The organism is Paenibacillus terrigena DSM 21567, from assembly GCF_000374845.1.
Taxonomy (GTDB): Bacteria; Bacillota; Bacilli; order Paenibacillales; family Paenibacillaceae; genus Paenibacillus_K; species Paenibacillus_K terrigena.
In genome coordinates this window covers 210,713-224,344 of the sequence record NZ_KB895419.1, presented here as the reverse complement: position 1 = coordinate 224,344, position 13,632 = coordinate 210,713, and the positions used below count along the sequence as shown (strand labels likewise).

Here is a 13,632-nt window from a genome sequence, read left to right as displayed (position 1 = left end):
TCCCCTCTTAAGGATCCCGCCAGAAGTCTTTCTCCTTATTTTCGCAGCTCATACAAGATGACATCAGCGTTAAGAAAATCAGATTGATTCTTATCAAAATTCGTATATTTGTGATCAATTTGCAACCCGCACTGCTCAACAATATCATCCAACTCGTTCGGGTGATACAGCCTCAGATTAATATCCTCAACTTCTGTATGAACATACCGACCATCCACATAAAGATCGTAGGACAATGTAGAGGATTGAATTTGCTCATCGGCATCATAGGTCGAATCCCCTTTTAGCACCACTTCGATAGAACCTTTTCTTACTTTCTTACTTTGATGTTCCGCATCAGATTCGAGTTTAGCCTCATCTACCTTAGAGGAAGAATTGTTGCGATATTCCAAATCGGTTATCACACTGAGAACAATTCGTCCGGATGATTTCAGAGAATGTTTCATCATTTGTAAAGCTTGGTCGATCACAGCTCTGTCCGTAAGCAATGAAAAAGATGCTGCTGTGATAAAAATAAGGTCATAAGGCTCTCTATTCGAATCAAACGCTGCAAAATCGCATAAATCAATTCGAGATGATGAATCCATCGAGCGTAGTTTATCCCGGCACCTTGCAATCATATCTTTCGATACATCAAATCCATCGATGGGGTATCCTCGTTCCACAAACGGAATGATAAATCGTCCCGAACCACACATCGGTTCTAAGATTCTCATTTCTTTCGATGCAAAAGATAACAAATAGTTCAATTCTTCGCTCGGTGCCGTCGGCTTGTCAATATCGTAATACAATGAACATAAATCACCATAATAGTGTTTGTCCATGAGCTCCATTCCTCTCCCTGCCGCCTGTTACTTAATCGGAACATAAATATCCATGACAGCATCTTTCAATCCGTGGCAGCGTTCATCATAGAATTCAAAGTCAAGTTTGGATTCATCATAGGCATAATCGCTACTTGGGAACCATTCCTCGAAAATGTATTTCCAGGTTGCCTTCACCGCTGTTGATAGTGGATCCGCATCATAGGAAGACGCTGAATCCATGTTATCAACGGGGGGCGTAGTGAAGACGGCATATTTCGCTCCTGGAACTTCCCATGTCATCATATCTGGTGTAACTTTGGCGTAATCTTCAACAATGACACCAAATAAATAGATGATATTGCCATCATCCGAGGAAGGAATACAGATCCCCACCTCCCCATGTGCTGGCGGATTCAACTGGGTATACATTTTGTTCTCTAGATTCTCACCGATATATGTGTCCCAGTAAGCTGCGATATCTTTGGTATAACCGCTTGCAATGTTAGTTCGAATGCCATACCCTGCCACCTTGAATGCAGGTTTACTCGTGATCATTGGATTCATTTGAAACCCTCCTGTACTCGATGCAGATTGACTTGTACTGAAGTTGTTAATCTTGGCAATGTAAACCGTGGGGCTGTAGCCAAATTCCTTACGAAAGGCTTTGGAGAAGCCGCTTGCCGTCTCAAAACCAAATTCCAATGCAATATCAATGACTTTGCGGCCTAAGAGCAGCTCCCTCCTGGCTTGATTCAATCTCTTCTTACGGACAAAGTCCATTGGCGGCACGCCTTGAACCATGCTGAACACTCTGCAAAAGTGATAAACCGAATATCCAATATGATCTGCGATCTCATTGGCATTTAGATCCTTTTTCAAGTTCATTTCGATATAAGCGATACTTCGCCTCATATCCTCTGCGTAATTCAATGCATCATCTTTCCTTTCTCCGCGCGGTGATGTCATTTGAACTTATTATAGCTGTCAGGAAGAGAAGCTGCTGTTCCAATTTTGCTAAATCGACTACATAAGAAGAGGTCGAGAATATAACAAAGAAAAGCCTGAACATATCAGGCTTTACATGAAATGACGCCTTCGACCATGGTCCATTGCACTTCATATTTCTCGTTAAGCAAGACGAAATCCGCATCGAATCCGACTTCAATATTCCCTTTACTCGACAATCCTAAGATCCGTGCGGGTGATGTCGATGCCATCTGCACCGCATCGATTAAAGGTATTCCGTTCTCAACTGTCAGACGCAGCGCTTCATTCATCGTCACCGTACTCGATGCCAAAGTACCATCGGCTAGCCTAGCAATCCCCTCCGTTACATGAACATGATGGCCGCCGAATAGGTAATCCCCATCACCAAGTCCCATCGCTTGAAGCGCGTCCGTAATGAGCACCATCCCTTCCGGCCCTTTGATACGATGCATCAGCCGGACGATTGCAGGATGCAAGTGAACTTGATCGACAATTGCTTGCAGGCTCACATGTGGTTCCTCGAATGCGGCGACGATGAGACCGGGATCTCGATGATGAATCGGTCGCATCCCGTTAAAGCAATGAGTCACATGGCTTGCGCCCGCGCCAAATGCCTCTTTTGCCTCCTCGTATGTCGCATCGGAGTGGGCAACGGCGATGACCACTCCTTGTTCTTTCAAATAAGATATCAGTTCTAATCCACCCGGCAATTCCGGCGCGATCGTCACCATCTTAATGAGTGAACCCGCTTCCTGGAAAATCAGCTTCATTTCTTCAAGATCAGGATGACGAAGATACTTCTCATTCTGCATTCCTTTGCGCTTCGGGTTCAAGTACGGCCCTTCCAAGTGAATACCCACGATTTTCGCCCCATGCTCATGACCAATCACCGATTTCACGCTGCGAATCATGTTCAGCAAATCTTCTATCGTGGAACTCACTGAAGTTGCCAAGAACGAAGAACATCCTGTTGCTGCACATGCACGAGATACCGCTTGAATACTGGCTTCGGTTCCATCCATCATGTCGTATCCATTTGCGCCATGAATATGAACATCGATCATGCCAGGGATCAGCCACATGCCTTGACCATCGATACGTTCGTATCTTTCGTCGATTTGCAAGCTCTCTTGCGTCTCAATTCGCTCGATCTTTCCATCTGCGATCCAGACCGTAGACGAAGGTAATAATTGATGAGGCAGCAATACGTTCACATTTGTGATCATCTTATGATTCATCGCGATTCAGCTCCATCCTGTGGATTTTCTGTCGTGCATTCGATCAGCGTAATATTTCTAGCATCCAATAGTTCTCTCATTTCGCTTGAAACCGGTTGATCGGTCACGATAATATCGACGTACTCAAAATCGAGCTTGAATCTCGATTTCGCCCCAAATTTCGTATGATCCACGACAAGAATCACTTGATCGGACTGCCTAGCCATTTCTTTCTTCACCCTGACATCTTCTTCATACGGATAATAGAGTCCGTCTGGGCGAATGGCCGTTGCTCCGATAAATGCTTTGTCTGCGCGAATTTCGCGAATTTTATCGACGACGGAAGGACCGGATAAGAGGCGGTTCTGGATGTGCAGATAACCGCCGAGCACATAAATGCTCAGATCCTCTCGTTTGGATAGAATGCTAACATTATCGATGGAATGGGTAACTGCGGTAATCTGTTTGGCCTCAACATGTTCCGCGACAAATTGAACCGTCGTCGAGACGTCCAAGTAGACCGTCTCATGATCGCGAATCAGTTTGGCGCTGAGTCGGCCAATTTCGTCCTTGCTGGAGGATTCCTCAATGAGACGATCTTGATAGGAGGAAAGCTCCTTCTGAAGCTCTGGCAGGGCCACCCCGCCATGCGTTCGTTCAACAACACCTTCTTGAACTAACCTGACAATATCTCGACGCGCCGTATCTCGCGATACTTGGAAATGCGAGCAAATTTCGCCAACGCTCATGGATTGATGCGCTTTTAAATAGGCTAAGATTTTCAATAATCTCTCCTCTTGGAACATCTCCATTCCCTCCTCATTCGGCAATTCAATCAATATAATAAGTATATATAAGCACATTGTTAATTTCAATAAGTATTTATAAGTAAATAAAATGGACCCACCGCATCGCAGTAGATCCATCACACTCAACATCCATTTTCAACTGTTGCCCAACTATTCATTTATATACGTCGTTACACGATTCTGAATCAGCTTTGCCACTTCTTCCGCCGACTTCTGACCGCTGAAATACGATTTAGATTCTTCTTCAATAATGGATAACATCTTATCGTCCGCCTTAGCCAAGCTGCTCGCAGATTGAATGAGCTGCTTCAGTTCATCGAAGTGGCGATCCGTCATTTTCGTTGTGATCTCACCTTTTTTAACGCGCTTCTCGATGTCTTGAAGCGTCTGTTCATTGACGGATGTGAGAAGAGAGAAGCCTTCTCTTTCATTCAAGGATTGCGCTTCTTCCGACATAAGGAAAGCAATGAACTTCCACGCTTCATCTTTAACCGGTGAATTGGCTGAAATCCCGAGTTGGTTCGGTATTAAGAAGGTCGTACCAGCTTCATCTTCCTTCGTATGCGGCGTAGGCAGCAATTTCGGATTCGCATAGAATCGGAATGCCCCTTCAACCACATCCAAAGGTGAGTATAAATAGGTGTGGTAGAACAATTGGTTGCTCGGCTTGCTTTGGTTGGCCGACATGATTTTTTCGTCATACATCTTTTTTATTTGTTCCAAGCTTTGCACGAATAACGGTGAATCGAATTTAGCCTGATGATTCTCGGCATCTATGAAATCAGCGTTATTATTCTTAACCAAGATTTGCAAGAATCGTTCCGGCGCGTAACTCGCCAGGGCGAATCGATCCCCTTGGCTGCTCGCCTTGAACTTGCGCGCCACATCCTCGAACTGTGTCCAAGTCCAGTTCTTCTCGTCCACCTTGACTGTCTTCGCAAGTGCATCTCCATCTCCGACAAACGTACCGACGAAAAATGAACTCGGAACGGAATACAAGCCTCCATCCGTTTTCATTCCGTTCAACACATTCATGTTCAGATCGCTTTTTTTCAACGTTTTATCGGCTTCTAACCTATCGCTCATATTGACAAGCATATTTTTAGTCACATATTTCTCGACCGGCAAATAGCTCATTTCAAAGATGTCTGCGCCTTCCCCCGATAACATCGCTGAATTCGTCTGTTTAAGATACTTTTCAGCTGATGATTCCGTCATTTCCTCATCGATGCCAAGATAAGCTTGAATTTGTAAGTCGATATCCGGATACTTCTGTTCGAATTTCTTCTCTAACGCCTCGAAGTAAGGATTGACCGTGAGTGAACTCAGGGTAACAATCGTCTTGCCGTCATTGCTCTTTCGTTTCTCTTTACTAGCCGTATTCTTGCTGGAGCCATCTCCACTACCGCAAGCGGTCGTCGCCGCGATTAAGATACACATCATGCCTATCAGCATTTGTTTTTTCATCGTATGATTCCTCTCTTCTCCTAGCTCAATGTTATTGCAGTCGAACGCGATTGCCGTTCTGTAACGGCTCCGTACTCTCGAGAATGATCAGATCATTCATATCAAAATCAAATGACACAAGCAGGGTTTCCTTGTCATTGGCTTCACTGGATTGGATCTTGGTCTTACGAACAATAAATTCATTGCCAAGTGCACCCTTCTTCTGTTCTATCCGGTAAATATATTGACCCTCTCGATCCTGATGAATCGCCTCATTCGAGAGGACTAAACCCTCTTGTGCTGAGCGTTTTGTCAGTTTGATGAACGCCTGTTCACCTCCCTTCAGCTGAGGATCGATCACTTGCACACGAATGATTTTCTGTGCGACCACTGCTGGCGTCTTCGTCTCTTGATTTGATGACGTGTCTATTCGAGGTGCTGCATCAGCGATGTCGTAGACCGTTCCCTCGATAGTTCTGACTTGCTGACTAGCGTCGGGTCGGATCTCAATCGGTACTTTCTCCTTCAACGTGATCCCTAGGCTGGTCATGAGCGAGGAATCGATCATGAACTCCATTCGAAATCCGCGAAGGTTATTCGCAACTTGAACATCTGGTTCTCCCATCGATGCGATCCCTTCAACGGCGTTCAATTTCGTGACGACACCGTCGAAAGGCGCGGTCAGCTTATTGTTATTCTCGAGCTTGTCTTGCAGCGAATGAATCTTCCTCTCCTGTACACCAAGATCGATTCTGCGCATTTCGATATCGCGTCTAGTGCTGCGAACCTTCGCTTCGTCGCCATCCGTTGCGTAAGCAATAAATTGGTCTTGGCTGTTCTGCAGGTCGAACTTAAGCTTGGCTAATTGTGCTTCCTCGTCTTTCAGTTCTTGTTCCGCTGATTTGCTGTCATAAGTGATTAGGGACTGTCCTTTCTTCACTCGATCTCCTTCTTTGACCGCAATAGCCGTTACTTTCCAGCCAGCAGGATTCAAGAGCTTCGCTTCCGCCAGCGGTTGCAACACACTGCTCCCCTCGAGCGAATGCTCGATACTCCCTAGAATCGCTTTCTCCGCTCTTACTTTCGGCAGCGTCAGAGATTGCAGCGTGTTGCTATAAATGGTAAATATCAAGAGCGCTGCCATAAAAATAATGAAGATCATTCGAATCTTCCGATTGCGTTTGCGTTGATTTAATTCCTCTATTGACCCCATTCCGTTTGCCTCCTAACCGTACCAACTACCCTTTAATACCGGACAGTTGAATGCCTTCGATAAAGTAAGATTCCGCATATAGAAATAACAGCACCATGGGTGTCATGTAGAGCATGGATGCTGCGAATGCAACGCCTTTCTCTTCCTGATTAATTCTCGATAGAAAGACGGACAGTGGCATCTTGAACGGTTCATCCAAGAAAATCAGCGGTTGTTCCACCATATTCCAGTAATCGACGAATAATAGAACGATAAGGGCTGCGACTCCTGGCTGAATCATCGGGATAATAATCCTGCAGAAAATTCGAATGTGACCGGCACCATCCATTTTGGCTGCTTCGATATAGGCATAGGGAATATTCATCGTGAACTGTCTAAGCATAAACACGCCGAATGCTGCGAAAATACCAGGTAATATAATTGCGCTTGATGTATTCATCAGTCCCAAACGATCCGCCATAATATAATTAGGCACGAGCGTCACTTGGAACGGCATAAGCATCGTCAATACATACACAAGAAACAACGGGTCCCTTCCGCGGAATTGCAGCTTGGAGAACGCATATGCAGCGAACGCTGCCACCAGTGTCTGCCCTGCAATGATCGGTACAACCATATATACGGAGTTCCAGAACATCATGAGAAATCTAGGACTGTCAACTAAAACTTTATGATATTGCTCGAAAGTCACAACATCTGGCAGCAGCTTCAGATTGACGAATTCCGATGTGTTCATCTTCCCGATTGCGTCGTAATTCATGCTGATTTCACTCGCTGAAGTCAAGGAATTTGTGAAAGTAATCACGATTGGAAACAGCAAGGATAGCGCGATGATCGACATCAAACCTGTTAATGCTATTTTTGACCCTACATTCGTTTTTTGCACTTGGTTTACCTCCTGCTATTCCATAAACTGTCGGAACCTTCGTTCAAGCGCAAACAATAGGATGACGATGATCAATATGCACCCTACCATCATGGTTGCCGCTGCCGTTAACTTCTGAATGTCGAGCGACATGAACGTATTGTTCATATAATGCTGAAGTATATAAATGCTGTCATGGGGATAATCACCTGCAATCAGGTACGTTTCCCGGAATACCTTGAACGAATTGATGATGGACATGATGATGACGAAGAACATCGTCGATGTTAAATAGACCAACGTGATGCTCTTGAACTGCCGAAGACGCCCCGCCCCTTCCAAGTCAGCGGTTTCGTAGTAATCTTTAGGGATTTGCTGAAGTCCTGCCAAGAATAAAATAATGTTATACCCGACGTTCTTCCATAAATACACGGCGATCACAACATATCTCGCAGCGCTTGTCTTCATCCAATCGATACGTCCGAAGCCAAAATCGTGAAGCAATGCATTGAGCGAGCCATTCCAATCAAACAGGATCTGCCAGATCACAACAATGGATGCGACGGGAACCACAAGCGGCAATACATATGCCGTTCTTAGGGCATTGCGAATGTAGATGTTCTGATTTAATAGCATGGCTAATCCGAGTGAAATTGCGATGATCACCGGAACCGTTACTACGGTGAACCAGAAGGTATTGGACGCGGCTTTGCGAAAGGAGTCGCTTGCCAGCAGTACTTGATAATTATCCAAGCCGACGAATTGGCCATTGATCGTGCTATCCATCATAGAGTACCCGACACCCATAGCGAACGGGATCAGATAAAACATAGCGAACCCAATCAAGCTAGGCGCAAGGAACATCCAGGCAGCTGCAGAATCACTACGAATCCATTTATCCAAGTTGAACTTTCTTATGTATGCAAGCCAAAAACCCCATTTCTTTTTCATCCGTGTTCCCCTCCCTACTACGACAAGGATAGGTGAAACATTTTAAAAAGAAATGGGGTAATCATTAAATTTTCCTTAATTCACTTCAGCTTGCGGTAATCGCACTTCAAAGATGGTACGTATGATGCTGCTGTCGGCCGTGATCGTGCCATTATGCTGTGATACGATATTTTTCGAGATAAATAGACCAAGACCGGTGCTGCCCTCATGATGCGTCCGTGATTTGTCGCCGGTGTAGAACATCTCGAATAGATGCGGTAGTTCTTCCGGTGAGATCGCGTTTCCGTAATTGATTACTTGAACCACAATGTCACCTGCATCAGGGAATGCATGAATATCGACGAATCTACCGTCACTGCCATAACGAACCGCATTCGTTAATAAATTCTCGAATACGCGGGCGAGCAGGTCTCCGTCCCCCATAATCATTAACTGCGATGATGCCTGTAAGCGGGATACCAAGTTATTCTTCTCAAATAGCGGATATAATTCTTCGGACAACTGCTCCAGTAGAGCGGCGAGATCGATTGGTTTCTTCTCAATTTGCACCATGCCGTGATTCATTCTCGTAATCTCGAACAATTCATCGATCAATCTCTCAAGACGCTGAGACTTGGCGTAAGCAATGCTCGTATAGTGCCGCGCTTGCTCTTGCGACAATTGCTCGTCCTTCAGAATATAATCCAAATACCCAATGACAGAAGTTAATGGTGTACGTAGATCATGGGCCAAGTTTAACACTAGTTGATCTTTGCTGGTCTCTGCAAAATCTCCTCTTGAGACAGCTTCCAACAATTTTTCACCAGCGATGTTAATATCTGCTGCAATATCCCCGAATTCATCACGAGACGATACCGTTACACGTTTCTCGAATTCGCCATTGGCTAAATTTCGAATCCCATTGGATATTTCACGGAAATAAGTTGCATAACGCTTCGTCAGCAAGAAGAAAAAGAGAATTGCTAAGGGAATAAAAAAGATCAAGAAGAAATTGATATCGCCGACTTCCCGGATAAAATAACGAATTCTAGTCTCAAAATCTTCAAATTTCACTTGGGCATGATAATAGAGCTGAAGTATTTTATACAAGCCGTAAATGATACTTCCCGCTAAAAGCATACTTAGACCGAATATTAAGATCATTTTGGAGCGAAAACTTCTTAACATGCTACCCATTGAACGTGTACCCTACCCCCCACACGGTTTTGATCAATTTGTTTTTGTTCATATCTTCCTTCAGCTTTTTGCGCAAGCCCCGGATATGCACCATGACCGTGTTGCCGCTCTCATAGTAAGCTTCACCCCATACTTGCTGGAAAATATTCTCCGCACTAAACACCTTTTTGGGGTAACTGGCGAGCAGATATAAAATATCGAATTCTTTGGGTGTTAAATCGATCGGTTCGCCATACAACGTGACTGAACGCTGATCCAGATTTATCATCACACCTCCAACTTCCAGCACGGTTGAACCGGCGACGGGCGCTGGTTGATTCAAATGCTTGAAACGTCTCAGCTGTGCATTCACGCGAGCGATCAGCTCCATCGGGTTGAACGGCTTAGTTACATAATCATCCGCCCCTCGCACAAGACCCGTGATTTTATCTAAATCGGTTGCCTTGGCGCTTACGAAGATGATCGGCATCGGATTATGTTCTCGAATTTGGCGGGTGACTTCGTATCCATCTAGTTTGGGCATCATGATATCCAATATCGCAAGATCAATATGATGAGTTTGCACCGCATGAATTGCTTCTTGACCGTCGGACGCCTTAATGATCGCATACCCTTCTTTCTCTAAATGCAGGCAAATCAGATCAACAATCTCTGCTTCATCATCTGCGATTAGAACCGTAATCTGTTTCATAATATCCATCCTCTGCGTATAGTTAACAATTGCACCATTATATCAAATTCATTCCTTTACTTCCAAACGTTGAATCACATCGAGATGCTGTTACGGTTTGTTTTTTTGAATAACGATCAATATTTATTGTTATACGATAAATATTTGTTGACTAATAATTATTGTTGAATTAATATCAATGTTACCGGAAGACAGGAGGTTACAATGAAGCAGCAAGAATTATCTCAATGGTTAAAAATGATTATCGTGTTTAGCGGATGCTTCGGATTGTTGTTATGTATTTATTTAGGACCTGAACTGGGAAAAGAACTCCTATTGCCTTTCGAGCGTCTGAAGGCGCTCTATCATCCATTTATCGCCTTTCTATGGATTACAGGAATTCCTTTCTTTATTGCACTGCTGCTCGGATGGAACATCTGCTCGGATATTCGTGCCGACCAAACTTTTACCGATACGAATGCCTCTCGACTGAAAGTGATCAGCATCCTAGCGATGGTGGAATGCGTACTGTATGTCAGTGCATTATTGTATCTAGTCATCCGCTCAAGCTTTCACGTTTACATGTTCACGTTTATACTACTCATGATTTTCTGCGCGGTCATCATCGCGGTATTTACATCCATGCTCTCTCATCTCGTTCGCAAAGCGAGTGAAATCCAAGAAGATAACGAATTAACGATATGAGGTACGAACGATGTCCATTATAGTTAATCTTGATATTATGCTGGCCCGCCGAAAAATGAGCGTCACGGAGTTATCCGAGAAGATTGGCATTACGATGGCGAATGTATCGATATTAAAAACCGGGAAAGCAAAAGCGATTAAATTTTCAACCTTAGAGAAAATCTGTGAAGTTCTGGAATGTCAGCCCGGTGACATTCTGGAATACAAAAGAGATTAAACAACGAGATCGGTATAAAAGGAGATCTACACATGAAAAGAAAATTTGTGATTGCTTCCACTCCCCTGCTTCTAAGCGTTCTATGCTTTGCAATCTATGCAATGATCGGGTCTAGTGTCGATTCTGACGGGACATTGCATGAACCTTTCTTTCTCATCCTAATCGGTTATCTATTCTTCTTCAGCGGCATTATTGCTCTGCTGTACACAGGTATCACCTCGACGGTGAAGAAGATACGGCAAAGATAACAAAAGACGACATCCCTTCGTTAAGGAAGGATGTCGTCTTTTTTGCGTCGTTACGCTTTGTGTAAGACGAACTCCAGCTTCATTCAATTGTCCCCGTACGAATGAGATTCACATGGAATTGGGTTTGAATTTTCGCTTTTTGATATTTTTCTCCCCATTTGTCTCGTGTGAGATGGGCATTCCTTACACTGCTCCGATATACATTTCCGAAACCGACCGCATCCGAATTCATACGCTGCAGCTTCTGGATCAGTTGATCGGTTTCTTTTTGCAGCTCTTCGCCGATCTTCTTCTCAAGAAGTTTCTTCGCTTCATTTTTGCTGAAATCATAACGGTCCGTAATCTCCTGCAATTCTACATTCATATGCACGTGAACTTGGAACTGGAGCGGCTTCATGGAAGTAAGACGGATACGAACCTTGCTCCCAATATTGGAAATTACGACACGTACTTTTCCGCCCTTATGACTCACCAAATGCGGCTCTAATTCAATACGGTCAATCCCGATTTCTTGTAAATATTCCTTCTGTTTGCCTCGAAGCAGCTTGAGCAAATATCCCTCGCTTTGCCCGATGGTACCCACAGCCTTATCATTTCGGAAGAGGACGAGTCCCGATATTTCAACGCTATCATCTTTCTTCATAAGAATAGGAAGGACAGCGTCCGAGCCGATGCTGTACATCGCACTACGATAATCCTGAACGGTACACGAGGGAACCCAATCATCCTCGATGTGCTGTTGAATCATCTCATACAAATGCGTTCCGATATCCGGAATTTGTGGATAGTTATGCGATAATAATTCGTGCGCCGATCCATTGCTCATGGCTAGATAAATACTGTCACCCAGAAAAGGATCTCGAGTCAAATTTTCGACCACATCGGAAACGCCTGCCTTACCTAATTGATCATCAAATATAACAACACGAATTTGCCCACTGACGGAGCTGTGCGATATCATGCTATTGATTTTAATCCGTGCACCCTTAGAGCTATTCGCAATCGTAGATATCACTTTGGATTTTTTGGCGGATTCTGTTGTGGGATTAAGTATGACGGACGTGACATTGAGTTTGTTATTCGGTAGCCCATCAAACCCGACCGCTACACTAAGACCGAGCTTTTCTAGCACACTGGTCCCCACACAACCTACAAGCAGGCATAAACTTATGATGATAAGCACGGCAATCTTCCACATCGATTTCATGATTCCTTACTCCCTTTGTGATCCTTCCACCATTGACGAACATACGTCATGATGAACAACAAGCATGGATAGTAATACGATATAACAACCGAATATTGTCCGATATAATCATTCAGCTGATCAATTTGCCGACGATTCTGGAAGCATGTAGAAGCAATGAGTACGACGGCTGCGATTCCATAAATCGTGAGCTTCTGGTTCCATTTGAAAATCCTGGTCGTTCCCCGGACGAGAATCCATGCCAGCATCATAAATCCCGGTAAGACGACGAACATCCAGAATGGGATTGCGATGAACTCGATCCGTTCCAAGAACGGGTACTTAATGATTTTTAATAAGTTGATGGAGCCCCAGATCGTCTTAGGCATCTGATTCTCACTGAAATATACAATGGAGATCACCATAATGATGAGGTATAGCAAGTTGCTAAATAGAATGCTGCCCTGGGCATACCGTAATGCCTTGTCCTTATCTTTCACAAGCGTATATAAGAAGAAAATCACTTCAAATCCAGCAATTGTAAAGCCCATCTTCATCGCTCCCGCGACCAAATGCTGTACCGTGGTATCATAGACCGGTAGCAGACGCCGCCAATCTGCGTATTGCAGCGGGTAATAGAACAAGATCGTCGTCGCCGCGATCATAATAAAACTAATAAAGCTAAGCTGCAGTACGACACGGATCCCACCAAGGCTGCCATACACCATCAAGACGACTAAGATTAAACCTAACAACCAAGTTGGGAAATCAGGGAAAATCCACGATTGTACGGCTTCGATGTAGGTTCGAACAATGGCTGTCATATTCGTGATGAAATATAGCATGATAACAACGCTTAATGCATTACCGATCCATTTGCCGAACAACGTACAATGGATATCGTACAGATCATCATCATTGTTCTTCTTCATGGTCGTGATCATCATCCACATCACAATATGGGTCACAATGCCGGCAAGGATAACGGAGATCCATGCATCATGCCCTGATTCCTTGTAGATGTACCGCTGGAATCCAAAGATCCCAACGCCAATCTGAACACTGGGAATCAGGAACAACAGCATATATGCCTTGAAATGGTATTTGGCTGGTGTATGCTCAGGATTGGTCATTTT

Annotated in this window: 15 protein-coding genes; 3 read left to right on the top strand and 12 right to left on the bottom strand. The window is 44.2% G+C overall.

Going from position 1 to position 13,632, the window contains the following annotated elements; translation table 11 throughout:
• Window positions 1-35: 35 nt before the first annotated feature.
• The 10 genes from C558_RS0121130 to C558_RS0121085 all read right to left on the bottom strand — a co-directional run bounded on the left by C558_RS0121130 (window position 36) and on the right by C558_RS0121085 (window position 10,161).
• Window positions 36-824: a class I SAM-dependent methyltransferase gene (locus tag C558_RS0121130; protein WP_156826214.1), complete on the bottom strand. Its 789-nt coding sequence runs from the start codon at window positions 822-824 to the stop codon at window positions 36-38.
• A 27-nt stretch (window positions 825-851) separates the two neighbouring features.
• On the bottom strand, window positions 852-1,718 hold the full coding sequence (locus tag C558_RS0121125; RefSeq protein WP_245583847.1) for an AraC family transcriptional regulator: 867 nt from the start codon (window positions 1,716-1,718) through the stop codon (window positions 852-854).
• Window positions 1,719-1,876: 158 nt separating this feature from the next.
• On the bottom strand, window positions 1,877-3,031 hold the full coding sequence (gene nagA, locus C558_RS0121120; RefSeq protein ID WP_018758294.1) for an N-acetylglucosamine-6-phosphate deacetylase: 1,155 nt from the start codon (window positions 3,029-3,031) through the stop codon (window positions 1,877-1,879).
• A complete protein-coding gene (locus tag C558_RS0121115; RefSeq protein WP_018758293.1) occupies window positions 3,028-3,816 on the bottom strand; it encodes a DeoR/GlpR family DNA-binding transcription regulator in 789 nt (262 codons plus the stop codon). Before C558_RS0121115 ends, nagA begins: the two co-directional genes overlap by 4 nt.
• Before the next feature lie 153 nt (window positions 3,817-3,969).
• On the bottom strand, window positions 3,970-5,286 hold the full coding sequence (locus C558_RS0121110; protein ID WP_018758292.1) for an ABC transporter substrate-binding protein: 1,317 nt from the start codon (window positions 5,284-5,286) through the stop codon (window positions 3,970-3,972).
• 31 nt (window positions 5,287-5,317) lie between these two features.
• Window positions 5,318-6,478 (bottom strand): efflux RND transporter periplasmic adaptor subunit, encoded by a 1,161-nt coding sequence (locus C558_RS0121105; protein ID WP_018758291.1) that lies wholly within the window; start codon window positions 6,476-6,478, stop codon window positions 5,318-5,320.
• 25 nt (window positions 6,479-6,503) lie between these two features.
• Entirely contained in the window at window positions 6,504-7,364 is an 861-nt protein-coding gene (locus tag C558_RS0121100; protein ID WP_018758290.1) for a carbohydrate ABC transporter permease, read from the bottom strand.
• Window positions 7,365-7,379: 15 nt separating this feature from the next.
• Complete coding sequence (locus C558_RS0121095; protein WP_018758289.1) at window positions 7,380-8,294, bottom strand: carbohydrate ABC transporter permease; 915 nt, start codon at window positions 8,292-8,294, stop codon at window positions 7,380-7,382.
• A 75-nt stretch (window positions 8,295-8,369) separates the two neighbouring features.
• On the bottom strand, window positions 8,370-9,470 hold the full coding sequence (locus C558_RS0121090) for a sensor histidine kinase (RefSeq protein WP_018758288.1): 1,101 nt from the start codon (window positions 9,468-9,470) through the stop codon (window positions 8,370-8,372).
• The gene (locus tag C558_RS0121085; protein WP_018758287.1) at window positions 9,463-10,161 is read right to left on the bottom strand and encodes a response regulator transcription factor; all 699 of its coding nucleotides are present in this window, start codon (window positions 10,159-10,161) and stop codon (window positions 9,463-9,465) included. Before C558_RS0121085 ends, C558_RS0121090 begins: the two co-directional genes overlap by 8 nt.
• Before the next feature lie 204 nt (window positions 10,162-10,365).
• On the opposite strand from C558_RS0121085, the gene C558_RS0121080 reads away from it, so the two are divergent.
• From C558_RS0121080 to C558_RS0121070, 3 genes are read left to right on the top strand one after another with little or no spacing between them, the layout of a single operon-like run.
• Entirely contained in the window at window positions 10,366-10,845 is a 480-nt protein-coding gene (locus C558_RS0121080; protein ID WP_018758286.1) for a DUF2975 domain-containing protein, read from the top strand.
• Window positions 10,846-10,855: 10 nt separating this feature from the next.
• Window positions 10,856-11,062, top strand: a complete 207-nt coding sequence (locus C558_RS0121075; RefSeq protein ID WP_018758285.1) for a helix-turn-helix domain-containing protein — start codon at window positions 10,856-10,858, stop codon at window positions 11,060-11,062.
• A gap of 32 nt (window positions 11,063-11,094) precedes the next feature.
• Window positions 11,095-11,310 (top strand): DUF3955 domain-containing protein, encoded by a 216-nt coding sequence (locus C558_RS0121070; RefSeq protein WP_018758284.1) that lies wholly within the window; start codon window positions 11,095-11,097, stop codon window positions 11,308-11,310.
• 79 nt (window positions 11,311-11,389) lie between these two features.
• Here C558_RS0121070 and C558_RS0121065 read toward each other — a convergent pair whose 3' ends face one another.
• Both C558_RS0121065 and C558_RS0121060 read right to left on the bottom strand, forming a co-directional pair.
• A complete protein-coding gene (locus C558_RS0121065) occupies window positions 11,390-12,517 on the bottom strand; it encodes a Ger(x)C family spore germination protein (protein ID WP_018758283.1) in 1,128 nt (375 codons plus the stop codon).
• Window positions 12,514-13,629, bottom strand: a complete 1,116-nt coding sequence (locus tag C558_RS0121060; protein WP_018758282.1) for a GerAB/ArcD/ProY family transporter — start codon at window positions 13,627-13,629, stop codon at window positions 12,514-12,516. The genes C558_RS0121065 and C558_RS0121060 overlap by 4 nt, the downstream gene beginning before the upstream one ends.
• Window positions 13,630-13,632: the final 3 nt, after the last annotated feature.

What these genes read in the sequence shown, in the direction of transcription:
- C558_RS0121080 (WP_018758286.1), top strand. Translation starts at nt 10,366, where the DNA reads ATGAAGCAGCAAGAATTATCTCAATGGTTAAAAATGATTATCGTGTTT.
- C558_RS0121130 (WP_156826214.1), bottom strand. Translation starts at nt 824, where the DNA reads ATGGACAAACACTATTATGGTGATTTATGTTCATTGTATTACGATATT.
- C558_RS0121060 (WP_018758282.1), bottom strand. Translation starts at nt 13,629, where the DNA reads ATGACCAATCCTGAGCATACACCAGCCAAATACCATTTCAAGGCATAT.
- nagA (WP_018758294.1), bottom strand. Translation starts at nt 3,031, where the DNA reads ATGAATCATAAGATGATCACAAATGTGAACGTATTGCTGCCTCATCAA.
- C558_RS0121125 (WP_245583847.1), bottom strand. Translation starts at nt 1,718, where the DNA reads ATGAGGCGAAGTATCGCTTATATCGAAATGAACTTGAAAAAGGATCTA.
- C558_RS0121110 (WP_018758292.1), bottom strand. Translation starts at nt 5,286, where the DNA reads ATGAAAAAACAAATGCTGATAGGCATGATGTGTATCTTAATCGCGGCG.
- C558_RS0121075 (WP_018758285.1), top strand. Translation starts at nt 10,856, where the DNA reads ATGTCCATTATAGTTAATCTTGATATTATGCTGGCCCGCCGAAAAATG.
- C558_RS0121095 (WP_018758289.1), bottom strand. Translation starts at nt 8,294, where the DNA reads ATGAAAAAGAAATGGGGTTTTTGGCTTGCATACATAAGAAAGTTCAAC.
- C558_RS0121090 (WP_018758288.1), bottom strand. Translation starts at nt 9,470, where the DNA reads ATGGGTAGCATGTTAAGAAGTTTTCGCTCCAAAATGATCTTAATATTC.
- C558_RS0121065 (WP_018758283.1), bottom strand. Translation starts at nt 12,517, where the DNA reads ATGAAATCGATGTGGAAGATTGCCGTGCTTATCATCATAAGTTTATGC.
- C558_RS0121070 (WP_018758284.1), top strand. Translation starts at nt 11,095, where the DNA reads ATGAAAAGAAAATTTGTGATTGCTTCCACTCCCCTGCTTCTAAGCGTT.
- C558_RS0121115 (WP_018758293.1), bottom strand. Translation starts at nt 3,816, where the DNA reads ATGTTCCAAGAGGAGAGATTATTGAAAATCTTAGCCTATTTAAAAGCG.
- C558_RS0121105 (WP_018758291.1), bottom strand. Translation starts at nt 6,478, where the DNA reads ATGGGGTCAATAGAGGAATTAAATCAACGCAAACGCAATCGGAAGATT.
- C558_RS0121085 (WP_018758287.1), bottom strand. Translation starts at nt 10,161, where the DNA reads ATGAAACAGATTACGGTTCTAATCGCAGATGATGAAGCAGAGATTGTT.